Raw genomic sequence first — 19,135 nt, 5'->3', positions numbered from 1 at the left:
GCAGGCCCAACAGCAGATACAGCCCGCGGTGACACAGCCGGACGTCTCGGGTGCGATCGCCCCGACCGAGCCCGACGCGGCGCAGGTCGAGGTCAGGGCCTACCAGTGGGGCTGGACGTTCAACTACCCCGACGACAACGTCACCTCGTCCGGCACGCTGGTGGTCCCCGCGAACACCGAAGTCTACCTTCACGTGATATCCGACGACGTGCTCCACGCGGTCCACGTCCCGGCGCTCGGGCTGAAACAGGACACCATCCCCGGGCAGTACGACACGATACAGACCAACATCTCCCAGACCGGGAGCTTCCAGCTCTACTGTGCGGAGTACTGCGGGTCGGGCCACTCGCGGATGCTCGCCAACATGACCGTGCTCCCTCAGAACGAGTACCAGTCGTGGCTCCAAGAGCAGCGCTCGAGCGGCAACACCCTCAACAGCGGCTCGTCGAGTGACTCCTCGGGGAACAGCTCCTCGGGTAACTCGTCGGCCGGCAACGCGACGGAATCCGACGTCTCGGCCGCACCGGTCCCGGCGCGCGCGAACTGATTAGGCCTCTTCTTCGACGGCTTCGAGCCCCGAGCCCGTGATCGCGAACCGAGCGGTGTCGCCGGCGGGCTTCGCGGCGTGTTTTTCGAGCGTCGCCCGTCGGTTCCCCGCGCGGAACCGCTCGAATCGGAGGATGACTCCGGTGAGATGAGCGAGGGTGTTGCCGCCCAGCCCACGCGGTCGACCCGACTCGGACTCGGGGTCGGCGAACACCTGGTTCGTGACGAGCACCGCGAGGTCGTACCGACGGGCCAGCGAGAGGAGGTGGGTGACCTGCCGGCCGACCCGCCGGAGCGCCTCGCCGCCGTCGTTCGCGCTGCGTTCGAGCCGGTAAAAGCCGGTCGCGCTGTCGAGGACGATCAGCGAGGCTCGGTCGGCGAGCTCCTCGGCGTCCCGAACGGCCTCCTCCTGTTCCTCGAAGTCGAGCGCCTCGGCGATCACGATCCGCGACGAGAGCTCCTCGACGTCGTCGGAACGCGACCGCGCGAGCTGCTCGAATCGGTCGACCGAGAGCCCCTCGGTGTCGATGTAGTAGCTGGTCTCGCCGGCCACGGCAGTCTCGATGGCCGCCGAGAGACCGAGGTTGGTCTTGCCGGCGGCGGGCGGGCCGTAGACCTGCGTGACGGTTCCGCGCGGAAGACCGCCGCCGAGGAGGTCGTCGATCGGGGGACAGCCCGTCGGGATCGGGTCGCTCACGCCCGGGCTTCTCCCCCACCCACCAAAAGTGGTCGCGTCCGGAAGGGGTCGGAATTTATGCGCCCCGACGTCGGATCACGGGACGTGATCGTCGTCGCCACCGCCGATTTCGCGCTCTACCACGGGGTCGTCGCCGAGCTCCGCGACCGCGGGGTCGCCTTCACTACCGTCGAACCCGGCGACGACCTGCCCGAACGGACCCGTGTCGTGATCGCGGGTGCAGAGGAAGACCCGCGACCCGAGGACGCGAGCGAGGTCGACCTCGTGCAGGCCGACCCCGACGCGCCGCGGAAGGGGGTCGACGCGGCGCTGTCGGTCGTGCGCGACGGGGGGCGGACGGTGATCGGCGTCGATCCGGGGAACAAACCCGGGATCGCGGTGCTCTCGGGCGAGGTCTGCGTCGCGGCGTTTCAGGTACCGGTCGCCGACGCCCCTGGTGTGATCGAGGACGAGGTCGCCGACGCGGTGGACCCGATAGTACGGATCGGCGACGGGGCGCGCATCGTCGGCGCGTCGCTGATCGACGACCTCGATATGCCCGTGGAACTCGTCGACGAGACCGGCACCACACCCCACCTCGGCACTGGCGCACGCGGGATGGGCGACGTGCTCGCCGCCGTCAACATCGCACGGCTCGCGGGCGAGCGCGTCACCCAGCGCACGATCGAGCCCACCGCGGGCGAACTCGACGTCATCAAGGCGCGCTCACGCGAGCGCTCCCCAACGAACCGGGAGATCGACGAGGTACTCGCACGCGAGGTGGCCGCCGGCGAGCTAACGATCGAGGAAGCGCTCGCGGAGCACCGAGACTCATGACGGACGACCGCGAGACCATCGACATCCTCCCGTTGCTCGACGAGCTTCGAGTGATGGCGAAAGCGGGCCTGTTCTTCGCCGACGATCCGTACGACCGGGAGCGTTACGAACGGATGCTCGAACTCGTCAGCGAGTACTACGCGGAGGCCGTCGAACTACCTCCCGAGGAGACCAGGGAACGGCTCGCGGCGAACCTCGGCTACGCCACGCCGAACGTCGGGGTCAAAGCCGCGGTCTTCAACGACGAGGGGCGAATACTGCTGATGCAACGTCCAGAGGATTCGACGTACGTCGCCGGAACGTGGGACATTCCCGGTGGAGCAGTCGAACCGCTCGAACCACCCGACCAGACGGCGGTACGCGAGACGCGAGAGGAAACGGGTCTCACGGTGGAGACGGTCGAAGTGGTCAACGCCTACTTCATGGATCCGAACCCGCTCAACCCTCCGGTCACGTCCTCTTACTCTACTTGTGTGAAGTAGTGAGCGGCACGCTTCAACTATCGCACGAGGGTGCAGCACTCGACTACTGGGAAGTCGAAGACGTGCCCGAATGGACGCTCGATTTCCACCAACCGGCGCTCGACGCGCGTCAAGCGTGGCGAGAGAGCCAGTGAACGCTACTCCCGAACCACGTTCTCCGCCCGCCGCATGACTTCCCGCACAGGCACCCCGCTTTCGGCGGCGACGGCGGTCGCCTCGTCGTACTCGGCGCTCACGTCGTAGACCTCGCCCGCCGAGTCGCTGGCGACCTTCACCGTGATCTCGTACGTCGTCCCATCGACCTCGATCTCGGCGGTCTCGAACGCGCGTTCGGCGATCCAGCGGTGTCGCGCGCCGGTCTCGCGCACGCCGAGGGTGCCGGTCTCGACGGCGAGCTCTCGCGCCACCCGCTCTGCGTCCTCGGGTTTGACGATGACCTGGACCAGGTGGCCGGGCCGGGATTTCTTCATCGTCGTGGGGAACACCGAGACGTCGCGTGCGCCCGCCTCCTTCAGGCTCTCGTGAAGCCCGCCGAGGAGTTCGGGGGTGGCGTCGTCGAGCGTGGTTTCGAGCACCCGGATCTCGTCGGGTGTGAGGCTCCCCCGTCCCTCCCCGACCAGTGTGCGGAGCACGTTCGGATGCTCGGGGAAGTCCTTGTCACCGGCACCGTAGCCCGACCCATCGAGGTCGAGCGTCGGGAGCCGTTCGACACCCTCGGCGAAGTGGGCGAGGATCGCCGCGCCCGTGGGCGTGAGGAGTTCGGCCTCGACCGGCCCACCGCGAAGCGCCCAGCTCGCGCGCTCGGCGACCTCGACCACGGCGGGGGTCGGGATCGGATAGGTTCCGTGGCTCATCTCGACCTCGCCGCCGCCGGTCGCGACCGGGGTCGTCACGACGCGCTCGACGTCGAGGTCGTCGAGGAGGAGCGCTGCGCCCACTACGTCCGCGATGGCGTCGTCCGCGCCGACCTCGTGGAAGTGGGTCTCGGCGAGGTCGGTGCCGTGGACCGCCGCCTCCGCCCGCCCGAGGACCTCGAAGACCGCCTTCGCGTCGGTTCCCACGCCGGCGGGGAGCCCCATCGATTCGACCAGTTCGACCACCTCGGCGTAGCTCCGGGACGGGCCCGCACCCTCCGCGTGGGTGTGTCCGTCGTGCGCGTGGTCGCCGTGAGAGTGGCCGTGCTCGCCATGTGAGTGCTCGTGCCCGTCGTGGGGATGGTCGTGATCGCCGTGCGAGTGTTCGTCTCCGTGCTCGTCTCGGTCCTGACCCCCGTCGTCGAGGAGTACGTCGACCGTCGTCGCGGTGATCCCGTTCTTCGCCGTGGTTCCGATCCGGTAGCGGACGTCGAGTACCTCCTCGACGGGCTCCAGCACGCTGGGCTCCGCACCCGCGGCGATCAGTGCCGCACAGACCATGTCGCCGCTCGCGCCCATCCGCCCGTCGAAAGCCAGCGTTCGCATATCGGATGGGGGTGGGCGGGGGCGAAAAACCGTCCGGTCGCTCGGGTGAAGAGTCCGAACAGGCAAAAGGCATAACTCCGCCAACACCCGATGGTTGGTATCCCCTCCCGACCATGAACGAAGTCCAACTGGAGGTGGCGAAGGCCTACCCGAACGATTCGGGCCGGGGCATCGCCCGCCTCGACCCCGACACCCTGCTGCATCTCAAGCTCTCGCCGGGAGACATCATCGAGATCGAAGGCGGCGACACCACCGCCGCGAAGGTCTGGCGCGCGGACCGTCAAGACTGGAACACCGACACCGTGCGCATCGACGGGTTCACCCGCCAGAACGCCGACGTGAGCATCGGCGAGCGCGTCGAGATCCGGAAGGCCGAGACCGAGAAGGCCGAGAAGCTCGTGCTCGCGCCGCCGAAGGACGCCTCGGTGCAGTTCGGCAGCGACGCCGCCGGGATGGTCAAACGCCAGATCCTGAAACGGCCGGTCGTCGAGCGCGACATCGTGCCGGTGATGAGTTCGACCAACCACCCGTTCATGCGCTCGCCGGGCCAGGCGATCCCGCTGATCGCCGTCGAGACCCAGCCGAACGCCGTGGCGCTCGTCACCGAGGACACCGAGGTCGAACTCCGGGAGGAACCGATCTCGGGCTTCGAGAAGACCGGCGGCGGGATCACCTACGAGGACATCGGCGGGCTCCAGAGCGAGATCCAGCGCGTCCGCGAGATGGTCGAGCTCCCGATGAAACACCCCCAGATCTTCCAGAAGCTGGGGATCGAGCCGCCCCAGGGCGTACTGCTCCACGGGCCGCCGGGCACGGGCAAGACCCTGCTGGCGAAGGCCGTCGCCAACGAGACCTCCGCGAGCTTCTTCTCGATCGCGGGCCCGGAGATCATCTCGAAGTACTACGGGGAGAGCGAACAGCAACTCCGGGAGATCTTCGAGGACGCCTCGGAGGAAGCCCCATCGATCATCTTCATCGACGAACTCGACTCGATCGCGCCCAAGCGTGAGGACGTCACCGGCGAGGTCGAGCGGCGCGTGGTGGCCCAGCTCCTGACGATGATGGACGGCCTCGAAAGTCGTGGTCAGGTCATCGTGATCGCCGCCACCAATCGCGTCGACTCGGTCGACCCCGCGCTCCGGCGGCCGGGCCGGTTCGACCGCGAGATCGAGATCGGCGTGCCCGACGAACGCGGCCGCGAGGAGATCCTCCAGATCCACACCCGCGGGATGCCGCTCTCGGACGACGTGAGCCTCTCACACCTCGCCGACGAGACCCACGGGTTCGTCGGGGCCGACATCGAGTCCCTGACGAAGGAGTCGGCGATGAAGGCTCTCAGGAGGTACCTCCCGGAGATCGACCTTGACGAGGAGTCGATCCCGCCGAGCCTGATCGACCGGATGATCATCAAACGCGAGGACTTCGAGGGCGCGCTCGGCGGGGTCGACCCGAGCGCGATGCGCGAGGTGCTGGTCGAACTCCCGAAGGTCTCCTGGGGCGACGTCGGCGGGCTCGACGACGCGAAGGGCGAGATCAAGGAGTCGGTCGAGTGGCCGCTCTCGAACCCCGAACGGTTCTCCCGGCTCGGGATCGAACCGCCCGCGGGGGTGTTGCTCTACGGGCCGCCCGGCACGGGCAAGACCCTGATGGCGAAGGCCGTCGCCAACGAGACCAACGCCAACTTCATCTCGGTTCGCGGGCCGCAGCTCCTCTCGAAGTGGGTCGGAGAATCGGAGAAGGCGATCCGCCAGACGTTCAAGAAGGCCCGGCAGGTCAGTCCGACAGTCATCTTCTTCGACGAACTCGACAGTCTGGCTCCGGCCCGGGGCGGCGACGTCGGCTCGAACGTCTCCGAGCGCGTGGTGAACCAGCTCCTCACCGAACTCGACGGGTTGGAGGACATGAAGAACGTGATGGTGATCGCCGCCACCAACCGACCGGACATGATCGACCCCGCCCTGATTCGCTCGGGCCGGTTCGATAGGTTGGTCATGGTGGGCCAGCCCGACGTCGAGGGCCGCGAGCGGATCCTCAACATCCACACCGGGGCGACCCCGCTCGCGGCCGACGTCAGCCTGCGCGAGATCGCGGAGGTCACCGACGGCTACGTCGGCTCGGACCTCGAATCCATCGCGCGCGAGGCCGCCATCCAGGCGCTCCGCGACGACCCAGAGGCCGACACGGTCGAGATGCGCCACTTCCGCGGGGCGCTCGAATCCGTGCGACCCACGATCACCGAGGACATCCTCGATTACTACGACAAGATGGAGGACGAGTTCAAGGGCGGCGCGAGCGACCCCGGTCGCGGCCGGAGCGGCGGGCGGATCGGCTTCCAATAGTACTTTTTACTTCGTTGGGTGTGCTCGCTTCGCTCTCTCGAACCACACCGTTCTCTGCTCACGGGCGTGGAGCGCCCGTTCGCCTGTCGAAGGAAATCGGAGATTTCCCGATCATTGGAAAGCTTCGCTTTCCAAGAGACGAGGGACCGAAGATCCCTCGCTGCTCGCAAAAAGGTACGCTAAAACTCCCACTCACTCGTCTACGGCTCGTTCGCGGTACAACCATTTGCCAACCGCCGCAACCGCTCCACAGCACCGCTCCGCCTCCGCCACCGCCCTGCGACGGCCACGAGCCTCCCCAGCCGACTGCACTCCTCGTTCGCTCGGCTCACGGCTCACTTCGTTCGCCGTTCGCACCGACCGCGAGCGCGCGCCAACCCGTCCCATCCCGCCGCCGCAATCAAAAGTCGGGTCGTGACCGGCTCTCTCAGAACAGGGCTTCGGACTCGTCGAGCACGCGCGCCGGCCCGCCGACCTCCCAGACGCGGGTCTCGACCCCGCAGTCGGCGACGGCCGCTTCGACCCGGTCGACGTTTTCAACGGTGGTATTGACGTAAACGCTCGCGCCCGTATCCGTCGAGAAGTAGACGGGGACGCCCCCCTCGCGGAGGTCACGGACGGTCTCGAAGATCTCGAGGGTCGTCGGCTGCCAGTAGACCCAGCCCGCGGGGCCGGTCATCGTGGTCGCAGCGAGCGAGAGCGAGTCGTGTTCGGCGGTCGAGAAGGTCCGTTCGAAGTCCCCCTCCCGGAGGGCGTCACGAACCGTCGCGAGCTGTTCGTGGATGTGGGCGAGTCGCGCCTCGAACATGTGGCTCTCGGCGGCCTCGCGGTGGGCTTCCTCGGTCTCCTTGTAGGCCGGCACCAGCGCGCCCACGATCCGGAGGTCGTCTTCGAGGTCGCTCTCGATGCGTTCGGACCGACAGTCCGTGTCGTTGAGCCCCGTGTGGAGGTCCGAGAAACCGCCCGTGACCGCCCGCGCCGCCGACGCCGACCCGCGCCGGGCGACCGTCGAGACCTCGGGGAGCGAGAGGTCGAGGTCCGCCGCGGCACAGAGCGCCCGCGCCGCCGCCGCGAAGCCCGACGAGGACGACCCGAAGCCGACGTTCGTCGGGAAGTCGTTCTCGCTCTCGAAGCGCACGGGTGTATCGAGGGCCGCGAGGTCGCGGACGTGCGAGACCACGCTCTCGACCCGCTCGCGACCCCGCCCGTCGACCGCCTCGCCGTCGATGACGAAGGCGTCCTCGTCGAGGCTCTCGTCGAACGCCACGGTCGTCGTGGTGCTGCTCGGCGCGGTGCAGACGCTGATCGAGTCGTGGTAGGGGAGGCGAAGCTCGTCGTCGCGCATCCCGTGGTACTTCACGAGCCCCTGGATCGGGTGTGCTCGCGCGGTGGCTTTCATACCGAGAGGGCGGTCGACGCCCGAATAAACGTCCCGAATCCCGACACCGTGAACGACCATCACTTTTAGGTGGGTGCCCGAGGAGCATCCGAGGATGAATCTCCCCGGACGCGACACGGCCGGCGGTCGACTCCTCCTGTTCGCGGTCGCCATCGTCGGCGCGGGGGCCATCGCGCTCGCGCCCTCGCCCGCCGGCCTCTCGTTGCGCGGCCAGTTCGCGGTCGCCACGACCTACTTCGCGGCGGTGCTCTGGGTCTCCGGCGCGCTCCCGCTGGCGGTCACGGCGCTCTCGATCCCCGCACTCCTGACGACCCTCCGGGTCTACCCCACGCTCGACCCGGCGCTCGCGGGTTTCGCCGATCCGTTCATCTTCCTGTTCATCGCCGGGTTCATGCTGGCGAACGCGCTCCAGAAGTACGACATCGACCGCCGGATCGCGCTCTGGATGATCGCCCGCCTCGGTGCCTCCGCCCGCCTCCTCGTGCTCGCGGTGATGCTCGCCACGGCCTTCCTCTCGATGTGGGTCTCGAACACCGCGACCACGGCGATGATGACCCCCATCGCGCTCGGGGTGCTCGCCCAGGTCATCGGCCGCGACGAGATCGAAGAACAGGGCGAGGACAAGGAAGCGTTCTCCAACATGCAGATCGCCACGTTGCTCGGGACGGCCTACGCCGCGAGCGTCGGCGGGGTCGGCACCCTCATCGGGAGTCCCCCGAACGCCATCGTCGCGGCCCAGCTCAACTCGATCCTCGGCTACCGGCTCTCCTTTTTCGACTGGCTGCTCATCGGGCTCCCGGTCGTGATCATCACCCTCCCGATCGTCTGGTACGTCCTCACCTTCCGGCTCTACCCGCCCGACGTCACCGACGTCAGCGGTGCGCGCGAGGAGGCCCGCGAGTACCTCCGCGAGGAGGGCGCACTCAGCACCCGCGGGCGACGTGTCGCGGTCATCTTCACCGTGACGGCGGTGCTGTGGGTGGTGGGTGGACTCGGGTTCGTCTTCGAGGGGCTCATCCCGACACCTATCTTCAACACGGTCTTCGGGGCCGACGGCGGACCGACGATCTTCGGCGGGCTCACGGGTCACGAGGGGGTGCTCTACTACGTCATGGTCGGGCTCTACGCGATCCCGGCGCTCGTGCTCGCCGACACCGCCGACTGGGACGACCTCGTGGACATCGACTGGGGCACGATCCTGCTCTTCGGCGGCGGCATCGCGCTCGCGGACGCGCTCGAAGCCACCGGTGCGACCGGGTGGTTCGCCGACACCGTCTTCGGCTCGCTGGTGGGGATGCCGATCGTGATCGTGGTCGGCGTGATCGTGCTCTCGGTGATCTTCCTCACCGAGATGACCTCGAACACCGCCACCGCGACGATCATCGCCCCGATCCTCATCGGTCTGGGTGGGGTGCTCGCGGGCACCCTCGGCGTCACCGAACCCGCCGCCGGCATCGTGCTCGCCGTCAGCGGGGCCGTCGCGGCGAGTTTCGCGTTCGCCCTCCCGGTCGCGACCCCGCCGAACGCCATCGTCTTCGGGAGCGGCCACATGAACCAGTCCCACATGCTCCGGGCGGGGCTGATACTCAACGTCCTGATGACGATAGTCCTCACCGGGCTGTTCGTGCTGCTGTTCACCTACGTCTGGCCGGTCGTGCTGTTCTGACCCGGCACAACGGTTTTCTCCCGGTCGGGTGATTCGGCGACATGGACGCATCCACGATCGAATCGGTCGCCGTCGTGCTCTACGACGGCTTCGACGAACTCGACGCCATCGCCCCCTACGAAGTGTTCGCCACCGCCGCCGACCACGGGGCCGCGTTCGACGTCTCGCTGCGAACCCTCGAATCGGTCGAGCGCGTGACCGCGAGCCACGGGACCGTCGTCGAACCCGACGGCAGCCTCGACGGACTCGACCCCGACCTCGTGGTGGTACCCGGCGGCGGCTGGAACGACCGCGCGGACCGCGGCGCGTGGGCCCAATCCCAGGGAGCGCTCCCCGAGAAACTCGTCCACAGACACCGCGACGGCACGACGATAGCCGCGGTCTGCACGGGCGGGATGATCCTCGCCGCCGCCGGCCTGCTCGACGGCCGCCCAGCGACGACCCATCACGGCGCGCTTGCGGACCTCCGCGACACCGACGCGGCGGTGGTCGACGCCCGTGTGGTCGATGCGGGCGACGTGCTCACCGCGGGCGGGATCACGTCGGGACTCGACCTCGCGCTCTGGCTGGTCGAGCGGGAGGCGAGCGCTGACATCGCGGAGGCCGTCGCTGACGAACTCGAGTACGAGCGCTCCGGCGAGGTACACCGGTCGGCGTAGCTCCGTTCGATGGATCGAACCCCTCAAAGCCCGGTCGGTCACAGACCGGGCATGGGAACCCCGCTCGACTCCCGCGAGGCCCAGGCCACGGCGGTGCTCGACCGGCTCGAAGCCGAGTACCCCGACACTACCATCTCGCTCGACTTCTCGACCCGGTTCGAACTCCTCGTCGCGGTGATCCTCTCGGCGCAGTGTACCGACGAGCGGGTGAACGAGACCACCGAGACGCTCTTCGAGACCTACCCCTCGCCCGAGGCCTTCGCGAACGCGCCCCAGGACGAACTCGCCGAGGCACTGAACTCCATTACGTACTACAACAACAAGGCGAGCTACATCCGCGAGTCCGCCCAGCTGGTCGTCGACGAACACGATGGCGAGGTGCCCGACACGATGGGCGACCTCACCGAGCTCCCGGGAGTGGGTCGCAAGACCGCGAACGTCGTGCTCCAGCACGCCCACGACGTCGTCGAGGGTGTCGTGGTCGACACCCACGTCCAGCGCCTCTCGCGCCGGCTCGGCCTCACCGAGGAGCACCGCCCCGAAACGATCGAACGCGAACTCATGGAGCTGTTCCCCGAGGAACGCTGGCAGGCCTCGACACACCTGTTCATCAGCCACGGCCGCGAGACCTGCACCGCGCGAAACCCCGACTGTGAGGACTGCGTGCTCGAAGCCATCTGTCCCTCCTCGAAACTCGATTCGGCCGTCGACCTCGCGAGCGGCGAGGCGTGGTGAGGTCGCCGTTTCGGATCGTTACGACCCGTTTCGGCACTCGAACTCGGTGAACGGTCGGGGGCTACTTTCAGTTCCCCACCGCTCGACCCGAACGCAGCGTCAGGCTGCAGCCGTTCTCGTGGCATCACCCGACGGTTCCCGGCTGGACCGTCGGTTTTTCGGTGGTTCGTGATCGATTCAGAGGTATCGGAGCGCGTAGCGTGCGATACCGACGAGGTAGGCCAGCAGCCAGAACAGGACGTAGCCGAAGACCCCGACCCGGAGCCGACCCCGCCAGTGGTCCATCCGTTCGGAGCCGATCTCCGAGAGGAGGACGTCCTCGTCGTAGTCGTGATAGAGGTTGTGCTCGCGCTTCGCCCGGAAGATCCGGACGATACCCGTGAACCCGAACGCCAGCATCGCGTAGGCCTGGAGCCCGAGGAAGGCGTGGAGCGCCGACGCGCCGCCGAGCTGGTCGCCGAGGCGGGGGAGCATCCAGCCCACCAGCGGCACCGTGGTGAGCGTGAGCCCGACGGCGATGAACTTCAGGTGGTAGGTGAGCACGCCCCAGGTGACGGCTTCGGCTTCGAGCATGATCCACGCGCCGTAGAGAAAACACGGGAAGCTGACCGTGACCGCGACCGCGGCGACCGTCGCCATCGCCGCGTCGGTCAGCCCCAGCATACACGACCTCCACCGCGTGGGCGCTAAAGCCTTGCCGAACCCGTTCCGGTCGCAACATCTAACCCCGCCCGCGACCTACGCGAGCCGATGGCCGACTCCCGACCACCGTCTGCGGGCGGGGCCGACGACCCGGGCGAGGCCGACGTTCGTGCCGGCGACGATGCCGACGAGGAGCTCCGCCAGCAGGTCGCCGAGCGCTACGACTTCGATTCGTTCGGGCCGAACGACATGGCCCGGATGAGCCAGGCGGAGTGGGAGGCGGCCTTCGACGCCGAGACGTGGATCACCGGCGAGGGGCTCCTCCGCCGGGTCGAGGCCGACCTCCGGAGCCGGATCGCCGACCGGGACGTCTTCGCCCGGCTCGAACGCGTCGACGACGGACTGCTCGCGTACTCCGACGAGGGCTACGCGGTGGTCCATCCCGACGGGAGCGTCGAGGGGCGGGGCACGGTACTCAGAGACGTAAAACCCACCGTCGCGCTGTGTTCGATGCACGATTACGAGATCCCGACACCGCCGCCGGACGGGGCGCTGCTCCCCGACCCCGAGGACGTCTCCGAGGGAACCGGCGAACTCGGCAACCGAATGTTGCAGGTCGTGGCCGCCGCTCAGTTCCTCACGGGCGTGGGGCTCGTTCTCGCGTGGGTGATAGTCCCGGTAGAGACCATCTTCGCCCCGGTGGCCGGGATCGTCTTCGTCGGGCTCTCCCTCCTGCTCTTCCTCCAGGTCGCGAACGCGCGGCTCTCGGACCGGTTCCGGTCGGAGGAGTACCGCAACCGGCTCCGCGCGGTCGGCTCGGACGAACGCCCCGAGTTCCTCCCGGCGCGGTACCGCGAGCCGGCTTCGAAGGACGACGAGGACGGAGACGGCGACGACGGTCCCGGTCGGCCTGCGGGGGCCGACGACCCGCGTACCGACCCCGGAAATCGTGGCGAGGAAGCCGACGACTCGGTCCCGTCAGCGTAGCTACCGGATGGCCGTATCCGGTGGACTTATGCGAGCCCGGCCCTGTGGTCGATCACGTATGAATAGGCGGGATTTCCTGGTGGCAACGAGCGCCGTCGCGGGCGGGTCAGCCGCGGCCACCGGAACCGCCGCCGCCCAACAGAGCGGCGGCAACGCGAGCGGGGGTGGCGGCGGTGGCTCGGAGACGGTGGCGGTTGGCTCGGGTTCGGGGCTGTCGTTCGACCCCGAAGAGCTTACGATCGCACCTGGAACCACCGTCACCTGGGAGTGGACCGGCCAGGGTGGCGCACACAACGTCGTCGCCGACGACGGCGCGTTCAACTCCGGCCCTCCCGAGGACGGCGACGACATCACCTTCAGCCACACCTTCCCGGAGGCCGGCGAGTTCCCCTACCACTGTGCGCCCCACGAGGGGGTCGGCATGGTCGGTACCGTCATCGTCCAAGAGGGGGGTTCGAGCGCCAGCGCGGCCGCGACCGAGGTCGACCCCGAGGAGATGGGGGTGCCGATCCAGGCTCACTTCGTCGGCATCGCGACCCTGCTGATGATGGCGGTCTCGCTCGTCTACACCTTCTTCGTCGTGAAGTACGGCGAATCACCCAACGCGAAGCGGGGGAGCTGAGATGTCCTCCTCCGGAAGCTCCTACGGCGACATCCATCGTTACGAACCCGCCCGCGAGAGCACCGCGGCCGCGATCGCGATCGTCCTGCTGACGCTGGTCGAAGTGGTTTTCGTCGGCCTGTTCGCCTACGGGCTGATCAACGCCTGGGGCACCATCGAGCTCGGCAACATGTTCCTCGGTGGGGTCCTCGCGGTGGTGTTCATCGACCTCGCGTTCATCCTCCTGCTCTACCGCAAGGAGTTCCTCCCCGACGTGATGATCGTGAAGAAACGCCGGCGCAAGTGGGAGGACCTCTACATCCGCGAGGACCAGGTCGACGGGGTCGGCGCGACCTCCGAAGGGATGGCCGAGAGCATCAAGCGCGCGATCCACCCCTACTACAAGCGATAACCATGCCAGACGACGAAGACAACTATCCATCCGAATCGGGACGCAGGCGGTTCGTAAAGGGAGTCGTGGGTGCCTCGGCGCTCGGCGCGACGGGCATCACGGGTGCCTCCACCATCCAGCTCGCCACCTCCTCGTCGGGACAGGGCGGTGGCGCGACCCAGTACTTCGGGATCGAGAACACCGCGGGACCGGCCCCGCGTCCGATGCCCCAGATCCCGATCGAGATCGACGACGAGGGCTACCTCAAGGGCGTCTGGCCCGAAGTTCGGACTCGAACGGTCAACGGCGAGCAAGTCAGCACCGCCCAGAGCCAGCTCGGTGGCTACACCTACTCCAGCGAGTGGTTCCAGTACTGCGGGGTCCAGACCTACCCGGGGCTCGTCCCCGACGCCGACCAGGACAACTTCTTCCGGGTGGCGGAGTCGTCGAGCTACGAGTGGATGAGCGACCTGAGCGCGGGCGACCGACTCAACGTCAGCGACTTCGAGGACTACGAGACCTGGAACAACGAGATCGGTACCGCCGGCGTCGGCAAACCCGCGATGGCGACCTGGCGCTCCCAGGACCTCTCCCCGCAGGAGACGATCCCGATACAGGTCCTCCGGAGCACCCGGATCGAGGAGCTCGCCGCTGGCGGCGAGAACGCCCAGTGGGTGAACGCGAGCACCCAGGACGGGTTCATCGCGTGGCTCAACAAGTGTACCCACTTCTGCTGTGTCCCCGGGTTCAAGTCCTCGGACCAGAGCGCGCGCTTCGGCGCGGCGAACGAGGTCTACTGTCCGTGTCACCAGTCGGCCTACGACCCCTTCAGTATCGAGCGCATCCAGTTCACCGCGCTCCCACGGCCGGACGACGCGGGCGAGGAAGAAGAGAGCGGCTCGGAGGAAACCAGTTCGGGTGAGGGCGAGTGAGCCTCGAACCCCGCGACGAGGGCGACCACGCCGACTGGATGGAGGGAAAGGAGCTGACCCCGATCGAGGAGACCTACCTCACGGTGTTGCTCTGGCTCGACAAGCGGTTGCGGATCGTCGACTACCTCGAGATCCTCGAATCGCTCTACTACAAGGTCAACATGCAGCTCCCGAAGAGCCACACCGAACAGTACAACCTCGACAACAAGTTCTGGTACTGGTATCCCCTCTACGCGCTCGGGAGCTTCTCGACGATCGCCTACATCGTCGCGGCGCTCTCGGGCGCGCTGCTCGGTTTCTACTACGCCCCCGCGACCACCGGCGACCCCACGGCGGCCTACGGCTCGATCACGATGATCATGACCGAGCTCAACTTCGGGTTCATGCTCCGGAGCCTCCACCGGTGGTCGGCCCAGGTCATGACCGCCGCGGTCTTCCTCCACATGCTCCGGGTCTACTTCACCGGGGCCTACAAGGAACCCCGCGAGCTCAACTGGGTCCTCGGGATCGTCCTCATCAGCCTCACGATGGTCTTCGGCTACACCGGCTACCTCCTGCCGTGGGACCAGCTCTCCTACTGGGCGGGCCAGATCGGTGTCGAGATGAGTCTGAGCATCCCGTTCATCGGTGAGTGGGTCGCCCAGCTCCTCTTCGGCGGGTTCGCGCTCGGCCAGGCCACCCTGATGCGGATGTACATCCTCCACGTCTTCCTCCTCCCGTTCGTGGTGACGAGCCTGATCGCCGTCCACATCGGGATCGTCTGGATGCAGGGGATCGCGGAGCCACACTAATGACCCGAGACAGCACCACCGACGACACCGAGAACCGACCCGACGACGAGCACGAAGCGACCGACGATTCGGGACCCGACCCCGTCGCCGACGGGGCGGGGATCGTCGCGCCCGACGACGAGACGCCGACGTGGGGCGAACGCAAGGAGCGCCGCCAGGGCCTACCTCGGCTGACCTACGAGTACTTCGAGCGCTCGCGACGTGAGGACCAGGACCTCCGGACCGACTCCAGCTACGTCGAGCGCGACGTGCTGGCCTTCCCGACCTGGCCTCACGAGATGATCCGGAACCTCTCGTTGACCAGCTTCTTCGTGGGGATGATCTTCTTCCTCGCGGCGGCGCTCCCGCCGCACATCGCCCCGCCGGCCGACCCGAGCACGACCCCGGCGATCATCCTGCCCGACTGGTATCTCTACTGGTCGTTCGGCCTCCTGAAACTCGGGCCGCTCAACCCCGAGCTCGCCGTGCTCGGCGGGCAGAAGCTGATGCAGGACTCCACGTTCGGCGTGCTCGCCAACCTCGTGGTCGTCGGCATCATCGCCATCGTCCCCTTCCTCAACAAGGGGAGCGCGCGTCGGCCCGTCGAGCAGCCGTTCTGGGCGTCGGTCGGGGTGTTCGGCGTCGTGTTCGCCGTGATGATCAGCGCGCTCGCGGTCAAGAACCTCGTCCCGACGTGGATCGACTCCCACCTCCTGTTCGACCTCGCCTTCCTCCTGCCGTTCGTGGCGGGGTTCATCACCTACGCCGTGCTCCGGACGATGCGCGAGGGCTACATGTACGAGCTCAACCGACGGTACTACCGGCTCCGCCCGCCGCGTTGAGTTCGTGAGTCCAACCGACACCTCCCGTTCCGACGGCCCGCGCGAGATCACGGTCCCGCTCCGGGTCTACAAGGCCATCACCGTCTTCTCGACCCTGTTCGCGATCGTCTTCGTGATCGCGGGCTTTGGGTTCCTCGACGCCGCCACCGCCGCGGTCGGCCCGCTCGCGGTGGTCTTCGACCTCCTCGGGCTGCCCGGGGCGGACGGGGGCGCGTTCTCGCTCGTGCTCGCCCTCCTCGGGCTCGCCCTGATCGGGTTCGGCGCGGGGATCTACGTTCTCGGAACGCGGTTTCGGACCCCGGGGATGGGAAACAGTCAAGACGATGGCGACGAATCCCTCACGAATGAGTGACGAATTCGTCAAGGGTCTGTTCGCGCTCTGTGGCGGGCTGTTCGGGTGGCTGGTCCTCTCGAGCTGGTACAACACCGAGAGCTTCGAGAGCACCACCCAGCTCATCGCCCCCTCGCCCGACCTCGGGAGCCTCTACGGCGGGCTCGCGCTCACCGCCCGCGAGGCGCTGTTCTGGTTCGCGGTCTTCGGCGCGCTCACCTTCTGGGTCGTGATCCCCGCCGCCAGGCAGGCCCGGTCGGCCTGGAGCGACCGGCAGTCGTCCTGAGTCGGCCCCGTTATCGCCGGGTTTCCGACCGGTCCGTCGTGTGTTCGAGCTCGTGGAACAGCTCGCCCTCTCCCGGCCTGTCGAACGACGGGCTCGGGGGCTGACGGCGTTTGTGACGGCTGTCGAGGTGGCGGTCGGCGTAGCTCGCGATGGTCTCGGGGTCGAGGCCGAGCTCGTCGGCGGTGCCCTCGACGCCGAGGTTCTCGTCGACGAGTTCGTGGAGGATGATGTCGAGCAGGCCGTAGGGCGCGCCGAGGTCGGCCTCGTCGGTCTGTCCCGGTCGGAAGTCGGCGGTCGAGGGCTTTCGAACGATGTTGGAGGGGACCCCGACCTGGCTCGCGAGCGCCCGAACCTCGGTCTTGTAGAGGCCGGCGAGCGGCCGGAGGTCGGCTGCGGCGTCGCCGTGTTTGGTACAGTAGCCACAGAGGAGTTCGGTCCGGTTGCTGGTGCCGACGACGAGCCGACCCAGGTGGTTGGCGGCGTAGTAGAGACACGTCATTCGGAGCCGGGCGGTGGCGTTGTCGAGCGCGGGGTCGTCGGTGTCGTCGCCAACCCGTGGGGCGACCACGTCCTCGAACATGTCCACCAGCGGCCGGAGCCCGATCGTGGTCGCGTCGAGCCCGAGGTCCGCCGCGGCCGCCTCGGCGTCCTCGATGTGGCGGTCGCCGCTCCCGAGCGAGGGCAGAACGAGCGCCGTCACGCGGTCGGGGCCGAGCGCCTCGGCCGCGAGCGTCGCGGTCAGCGTCGAGTCGACCCCGCCGCTCATCCCGACGACCACCCCGTCGGCCCCCGCCTCCCCGACCGTCTCGACGATGAACGTCTCGATGTGCTCTGCGTGCGAGCGAAGGCCCGCCTCGTCGGTCGTGAACGACGCGGTCGGGAGGCGGTCGACCGCGCTAATCATCCCCGACCCCCTGACCACGATATCGGAACGGGGGCGTTGGATCCGGGCAGATCGCTGTGTATCTTACACTCGTCACCCTCGTAGTTGGCGTATGACACAGCAAAAAGCCTTCGAAGGCATCATACGGTCGCCGTGTTCGGTTGCAATTCGACGGAAATAGGTAGAAAGATCCGATTTCTTCCGATCTGTTCGGAGGAGGAGGGTACAGCCGAGCCACCATCGACACCTCGCGACGGTCCCCGGTGGAAGTGCGCTACGGGACGCCTCGCACGGCGGGCGCTACGGGCGTTTGGACGATGAGACCGATCGAGGGCCGGATCGGCGGGTCAGATGACCGCGTTCCAGATGGGCGAGACCACGAAGAACAGCGAGATGTAGACGGCGTAGAGCACCATGAGCACCGAGGCCGCGATGGCCCCGCTCGGTCGACCGAGGGGGCGGTCGTTGCGGACTTCGACCCGGCGGGCTTCGATCTCGAAGAAGTCGGCGATGAAGGTCCCGACGACGAGCACCGAGATCACGATCCCGGAGTGGAGTTCGACGGTCGCGAGGTAGAACGAGGCGAGGACGAGCAACAGGGTGGTGGCGATGTGGGCCGGGTGCTGCGTGATGGCGTCCGCGCCGCCCTCGCTGGCTTGCTTCACGTGCGAGCGGTGGGCGACCGCCCGCGTGACGACGTTGGCGAGCGCGAGCACGACCAGCACGAAGACGATCGGCGGATGGTCGCTCCCCGCGAGGAGCGAATCCACCGGCCCGAACACCGACAGCGGGATCATACCGAACGTTCTACGGGATACCTTTAGAAGGTTTCTGATTTTTCGGTTCCATGAGGCGCGACGACCCGGAGGACGCCGTCGCGAACGAGGTCGACCTCGGTGCCCGGCGGGACCGTCCCGAGCGGGCGGCCGTCGGCGGTGACCGCCACGTCGACCTCGCGCTCGACGGTGACCGAGACGGCCGCGAGGGGGACGACCCAGTGGTCGGGGTCGGTCGAGAACGGCGCGACCGGGACCACCGCCGCGGCGTCGGTGCCGGCGGCGATCACCGGACCGCCGGCGGCGCGGGCGTAACCGCGGCTGCCGGCCGGCGTCGCGACCGTCACGCCGTCGGCCCGGAACCGGGCCAGCGGATCGGCGTCGTCGGTACCGCCCGCCGTCGCGACCGAGAACCCGGAGATGGTCGCCGGCTCGTTGGCCACGAGGGCCACCTCGAAGAGGGCGTATCCCTCCTCGGCCGGGGTCTCGACTCGGAGCACCGGGTACTCCCGGAGGTCGTCCGTGCCGGCGAGGAGCCGCTCGATCCCGGTTTCGAGGGGGTCGCCCGGCGAGTCGAGTCGGGTTTCGACCGGGAGTACGGGTGTCGACGCGCCGGCGGCCGCGAGTTCCGCGAGCGCGGCGTCGCCGACCGCGACCACGGCTCCGGCGTCGGCGGCCGCGGGTCCGGTGCGGACGTCCCCGGCGACGTCGCGAACCCGGTCGACGACCCCGCCGGCCTCGCGTCCGGGCGCGACGACCCCGACGCTGGGCCGGTCCCCCTCCGGCTCCCGCCCGCTGGTAGTCATTCGTCGATCGTTACCGCCGATGGGGCAAAAGACTGCGGACTCGGGGCAGCCCTCCCCGGCGGGTCGGGGAACGCTTATTCGGCGCGGCC

The 19,135-nt window shown here is 68.1% G+C and carries 21 protein-coding genes and 1 pseudogene; 15 read left to right on the top strand and 7 right to left on the bottom strand.

The annotated features are described in order from the left end of the window. Positions 1-547 (top strand): annotated as a pseudogene (locus tag C447_RS07290) (cytochrome c oxidase subunit II); the annotation flags it as partial. Here the strand turns inward: C447_RS07290 and radB are convergent. Beyond that, positions 548-1,243, bottom strand: coding sequence for a DNA repair and recombination protein RadB (radB, locus tag C447_RS07285; protein ID WP_007692422.1), 696 nt, complete (start codon positions 1,241-1,243; stop codon positions 548-550). A gap of 57 nt (positions 1,244-1,300) precedes the next feature. Between radB and C447_RS07280 the strand changes: the two genes are divergently transcribed. Next, positions 1,301-2,059 carry a hypothetical protein gene (locus C447_RS07280; RefSeq protein WP_007692420.1) on the top strand — a complete coding sequence of 253 codons (759 nt, stop codon included), beginning with the start codon at positions 1,301-1,303 and terminating at the stop codon, positions 2,057-2,059. After that, positions 2,056-2,541, top strand: a complete 486-nt coding sequence (locus C447_RS07275; protein ID WP_007692418.1) for an NUDIX hydrolase — start codon at positions 2,056-2,058, stop codon at positions 2,539-2,541. Before C447_RS07280 ends, C447_RS07275 begins: the two co-directional genes overlap by 4 nt. Positions 2,542-2,678: 137 nt before the next feature. Here the strand turns inward: C447_RS07275 and larC are convergent, their stop codons facing one another. Continuing rightward, the gene (larC, locus tag C447_RS07270) at positions 2,679-4,001 is read right to left on the bottom strand and encodes a nickel pincer cofactor biosynthesis protein LarC (RefSeq protein ID WP_029601869.1); all 1,323 of its coding nucleotides are present in this window, start codon (positions 3,999-4,001) and stop codon (positions 2,679-2,681) included. 113 nt (positions 4,002-4,114) lie between these two features. On the opposite strand from larC, the gene C447_RS07265 reads away from it, so the two are divergent. Continuing rightward, positions 4,115-6,340, top strand: a complete 2,226-nt coding sequence (locus C447_RS07265; RefSeq protein ID WP_007692403.1) for a CDC48 family AAA ATPase — start codon at positions 4,115-4,117, stop codon at positions 6,338-6,340. A gap of 427 nt (positions 6,341-6,767) precedes the next feature. On the opposite strand, the gene mvaD is transcribed toward C447_RS07265, so the two are convergent. Beyond that, positions 6,768-7,739, bottom strand: coding sequence for a phosphomevalonate decarboxylase MvaD (mvaD, locus tag C447_RS07260; RefSeq protein ID WP_007692401.1), 972 nt, complete (start codon positions 7,737-7,739; stop codon positions 6,768-6,770). 94 nt (positions 7,740-7,833) lie between these two features. On the opposite strand from mvaD, the gene C447_RS07255 reads away from it, so the two are divergent. The 3 genes from C447_RS07255 to nth are packed head-to-tail and all read left to right on the top strand — an operon-like array spanning position 7,834 to position 10,799. After that, positions 7,834-9,405 (top strand): SLC13 family permease, encoded by a 1,572-nt coding sequence (locus C447_RS07255; RefSeq protein WP_007692400.1) that lies wholly within the window; start codon positions 7,834-7,836, stop codon positions 9,403-9,405. A gap of 41 nt (positions 9,406-9,446) precedes the next feature. Continuing rightward, on the top strand, positions 9,447-10,064 hold the full coding sequence (locus C447_RS07250; protein ID WP_007692399.1) for a DJ-1/PfpI family protein: 618 nt from the start codon (positions 9,447-9,449) through the stop codon (positions 10,062-10,064). A 51-nt stretch (positions 10,065-10,115) separates the two neighbouring features. Then, a complete protein-coding gene (gene nth / locus C447_RS07245; RefSeq protein WP_007692398.1) occupies positions 10,116-10,799 on the top strand; it encodes an endonuclease III in 684 nt (227 codons plus the stop codon). A gap of 177 nt (positions 10,800-10,976) precedes the next feature. Here the strand turns inward: nth and C447_RS07240 are convergent, their stop codons facing one another. Beyond that, positions 10,977-11,462, bottom strand: coding sequence for a DUF7321 family protein (locus C447_RS07240; protein ID WP_007692397.1), 486 nt, complete (start codon positions 11,460-11,462; stop codon positions 10,977-10,979). An 87-nt stretch (positions 11,463-11,549) separates the two neighbouring features. On the opposite strand from C447_RS07240, the gene C447_RS07235 reads away from it, so the two are divergent. Genes C447_RS07235 through C447_RS07200 form a run of 8 tightly spaced genes read left to right on the top strand, consistent with a single transcriptional unit; the run spans position 11,550 to position 16,581 of the window. Further along, the gene (locus C447_RS07235; protein WP_007692396.1) at positions 11,550-12,428 is read left to right on the top strand and encodes a DUF7319 domain-containing protein; all 879 of its coding nucleotides are present in this window, start codon (positions 11,550-11,552) and stop codon (positions 12,426-12,428) included. 58 nt (positions 12,429-12,486) lie between these two features. Next, positions 12,487-13,050, top strand: coding sequence for a plastocyanin/azurin family copper-binding protein (locus tag C447_RS07230; RefSeq protein ID WP_007692395.1), 564 nt, complete (start codon positions 12,487-12,489; stop codon positions 13,048-13,050). Position 13,051: 1 nt separating this feature from the next. Continuing rightward, entirely contained in the window at positions 13,052-13,441 is a 390-nt protein-coding gene (locus C447_RS07225; RefSeq protein WP_007692394.1) for a DUF7318 family protein, read from the top strand. Positions 13,442-13,443: 2 nt separating this feature from the next. Then, positions 13,444-14,352, top strand: coding sequence for a cytochrome b (locus tag C447_RS07220; protein WP_029601926.1), 909 nt, complete (start codon positions 13,444-13,446; stop codon positions 14,350-14,352). Continuing rightward, positions 14,349-15,143 (top strand): cytochrome b, encoded by a 795-nt coding sequence (locus tag C447_RS07215; RefSeq protein WP_007692392.1) that lies wholly within the window; start codon positions 14,349-14,351, stop codon positions 15,141-15,143. Before C447_RS07220 ends, C447_RS07215 begins: the two co-directional genes overlap by 4 nt. Further along, positions 15,143-15,964 carry a cytochrome b family protein gene (locus C447_RS07210; protein WP_007692391.1) on the top strand — a complete coding sequence of 274 codons (822 nt, stop codon included), beginning with the start codon at positions 15,143-15,145 and terminating at the stop codon, positions 15,962-15,964. The genes C447_RS07215 and C447_RS07210 overlap by 1 nt, the downstream gene beginning before the upstream one ends. Positions 15,965-15,968: 4 nt before the next feature. Beyond that, positions 15,969-16,316 (top strand): DUF7315 family membrane protein, encoded by a 348-nt coding sequence (locus C447_RS07205; protein ID WP_007692390.1) that lies wholly within the window; start codon positions 15,969-15,971, stop codon positions 16,314-16,316. Then, positions 16,309-16,581: a DUF7314 family protein gene (locus C447_RS07200; RefSeq protein WP_007692389.1), complete on the top strand. Its 273-nt coding sequence runs from the start codon at positions 16,309-16,311 to the stop codon at positions 16,579-16,581. Before C447_RS07205 ends, C447_RS07200 begins: the two co-directional genes overlap by 8 nt. Before the next feature lie 10 nt (positions 16,582-16,591). Here C447_RS07200 and C447_RS07195 read toward each other — a convergent pair whose 3' ends face one another. The 3 genes from C447_RS07195 to C447_RS07185 all read right to left on the bottom strand — a co-directional run bounded on the left by C447_RS07195 (position 16,592) and on the right by C447_RS07185 (position 19,046). After that, positions 16,592-17,485 carry an NAD+ synthase gene (locus tag C447_RS07195; protein ID WP_007692388.1) on the bottom strand — a complete coding sequence of 298 codons (894 nt, stop codon included), beginning with the start codon at positions 17,483-17,485 and terminating at the stop codon, positions 16,592-16,594. Between the two features lie 326 nt (positions 17,486-17,811). Next, positions 17,812-18,261 (bottom strand): DUF7313 family protein, encoded by a 450-nt coding sequence (locus C447_RS07190; RefSeq protein ID WP_007692387.1) that lies wholly within the window; start codon positions 18,259-18,261, stop codon positions 17,812-17,814. Between the two features lie 23 nt (positions 18,262-18,284). Further along, on the bottom strand, positions 18,285-19,046 hold the full coding sequence (locus C447_RS07185) for an NAD(+)/NADH kinase (RefSeq protein ID WP_007692375.1): 762 nt from the start codon (positions 19,044-19,046) through the stop codon (positions 18,285-18,287). Positions 19,047-19,135 lie beyond the last annotated feature (89 nt).

The sequence above is a fragment of the Halococcus hamelinensis 100A6 genome (genome assembly GCF_000336675.1).
Taxonomy (GTDB): domain Archaea; phylum Halobacteriota; class Halobacteria; order Halobacteriales; family Halococcaceae; genus Halococcus; species Halococcus hamelinensis.
Note: the sequence above shows the minus strand (reverse complement) of the source record. Positions and strands in the feature narration are given on the sequence as shown.

Excerpts from the sequence above, each read along its gene's own strand:
- C447_RS07280 (WP_007692420.1), top strand. The coding sequence starts at position 1,301 with ATGCGCCCCGACGTCGGATCACGGGACGTGATCGTCGTCGCCACCGCC.
- C447_RS07275 (WP_007692418.1), top strand. The coding sequence starts at position 2,056 with ATGACGGACGACCGCGAGACCATCGACATCCTCCCGTTGCTCGACGAG.
- larC (WP_029601869.1), bottom strand. The coding sequence starts at position 4,001 with ATGCGAACGCTGGCTTTCGACGGGCGGATGGGCGCGAGCGGCGACATG.
- C447_RS07265 (WP_007692403.1), top strand. The coding sequence starts at position 4,115 with ATGAACGAAGTCCAACTGGAGGTGGCGAAGGCCTACCCGAACGATTCG.
- mvaD (WP_007692401.1), bottom strand. The coding sequence starts at position 7,739 with ATGAAAGCCACCGCGCGAGCACACCCGATCCAGGGGCTCGTGAAGTAC.
- C447_RS07255 (WP_007692400.1), top strand. The coding sequence starts at position 7,834 with ATGAATCTCCCCGGACGCGACACGGCCGGCGGTCGACTCCTCCTGTTC.
- C447_RS07250 (WP_007692399.1), top strand. The coding sequence starts at position 9,447 with ATGGACGCATCCACGATCGAATCGGTCGCCGTCGTGCTCTACGACGGC.
- nth (WP_007692398.1), top strand. The coding sequence starts at position 10,116 with ATGGGAACCCCGCTCGACTCCCGCGAGGCCCAGGCCACGGCGGTGCTC.
- C447_RS07240 (WP_007692397.1), bottom strand. The coding sequence starts at position 11,462 with ATGCTGGGGCTGACCGACGCGGCGATGGCGACGGTCGCCGCGGTCGCG.
- C447_RS07235 (WP_007692396.1), top strand. The coding sequence starts at position 11,550 with ATGGCCGACTCCCGACCACCGTCTGCGGGCGGGGCCGACGACCCGGGC.
- C447_RS07230 (WP_007692395.1), top strand. The coding sequence starts at position 12,487 with ATGAATAGGCGGGATTTCCTGGTGGCAACGAGCGCCGTCGCGGGCGGG.
- C447_RS07225 (WP_007692394.1), top strand. The coding sequence starts at position 13,052 with ATGTCCTCCTCCGGAAGCTCCTACGGCGACATCCATCGTTACGAACCC.
- C447_RS07220 (WP_029601926.1), top strand. The coding sequence starts at position 13,444 with ATGCCAGACGACGAAGACAACTATCCATCCGAATCGGGACGCAGGCGG.
- C447_RS07210 (WP_007692391.1), top strand. The coding sequence starts at position 15,143 with ATGACCCGAGACAGCACCACCGACGACACCGAGAACCGACCCGACGAC.
- C447_RS07200 (WP_007692389.1), top strand. The coding sequence starts at position 16,309 with ATGAGTGACGAATTCGTCAAGGGTCTGTTCGCGCTCTGTGGCGGGCTG.
- C447_RS07195 (WP_007692388.1), bottom strand. The coding sequence starts at position 17,485 with ATGATTAGCGCGGTCGACCGCCTCCCGACCGCGTCGTTCACGACCGAC.
- C447_RS07190 (WP_007692387.1), bottom strand. The coding sequence starts at position 18,261 with ATGATCCCGCTGTCGGTGTTCGGGCCGGTGGATTCGCTCCTCGCGGGG.
- C447_RS07185 (WP_007692375.1), bottom strand. The coding sequence starts at position 19,046 with ATGACTACCAGCGGGCGGGAGCCGGAGGGGGACCGGCCCAGCGTCGGG.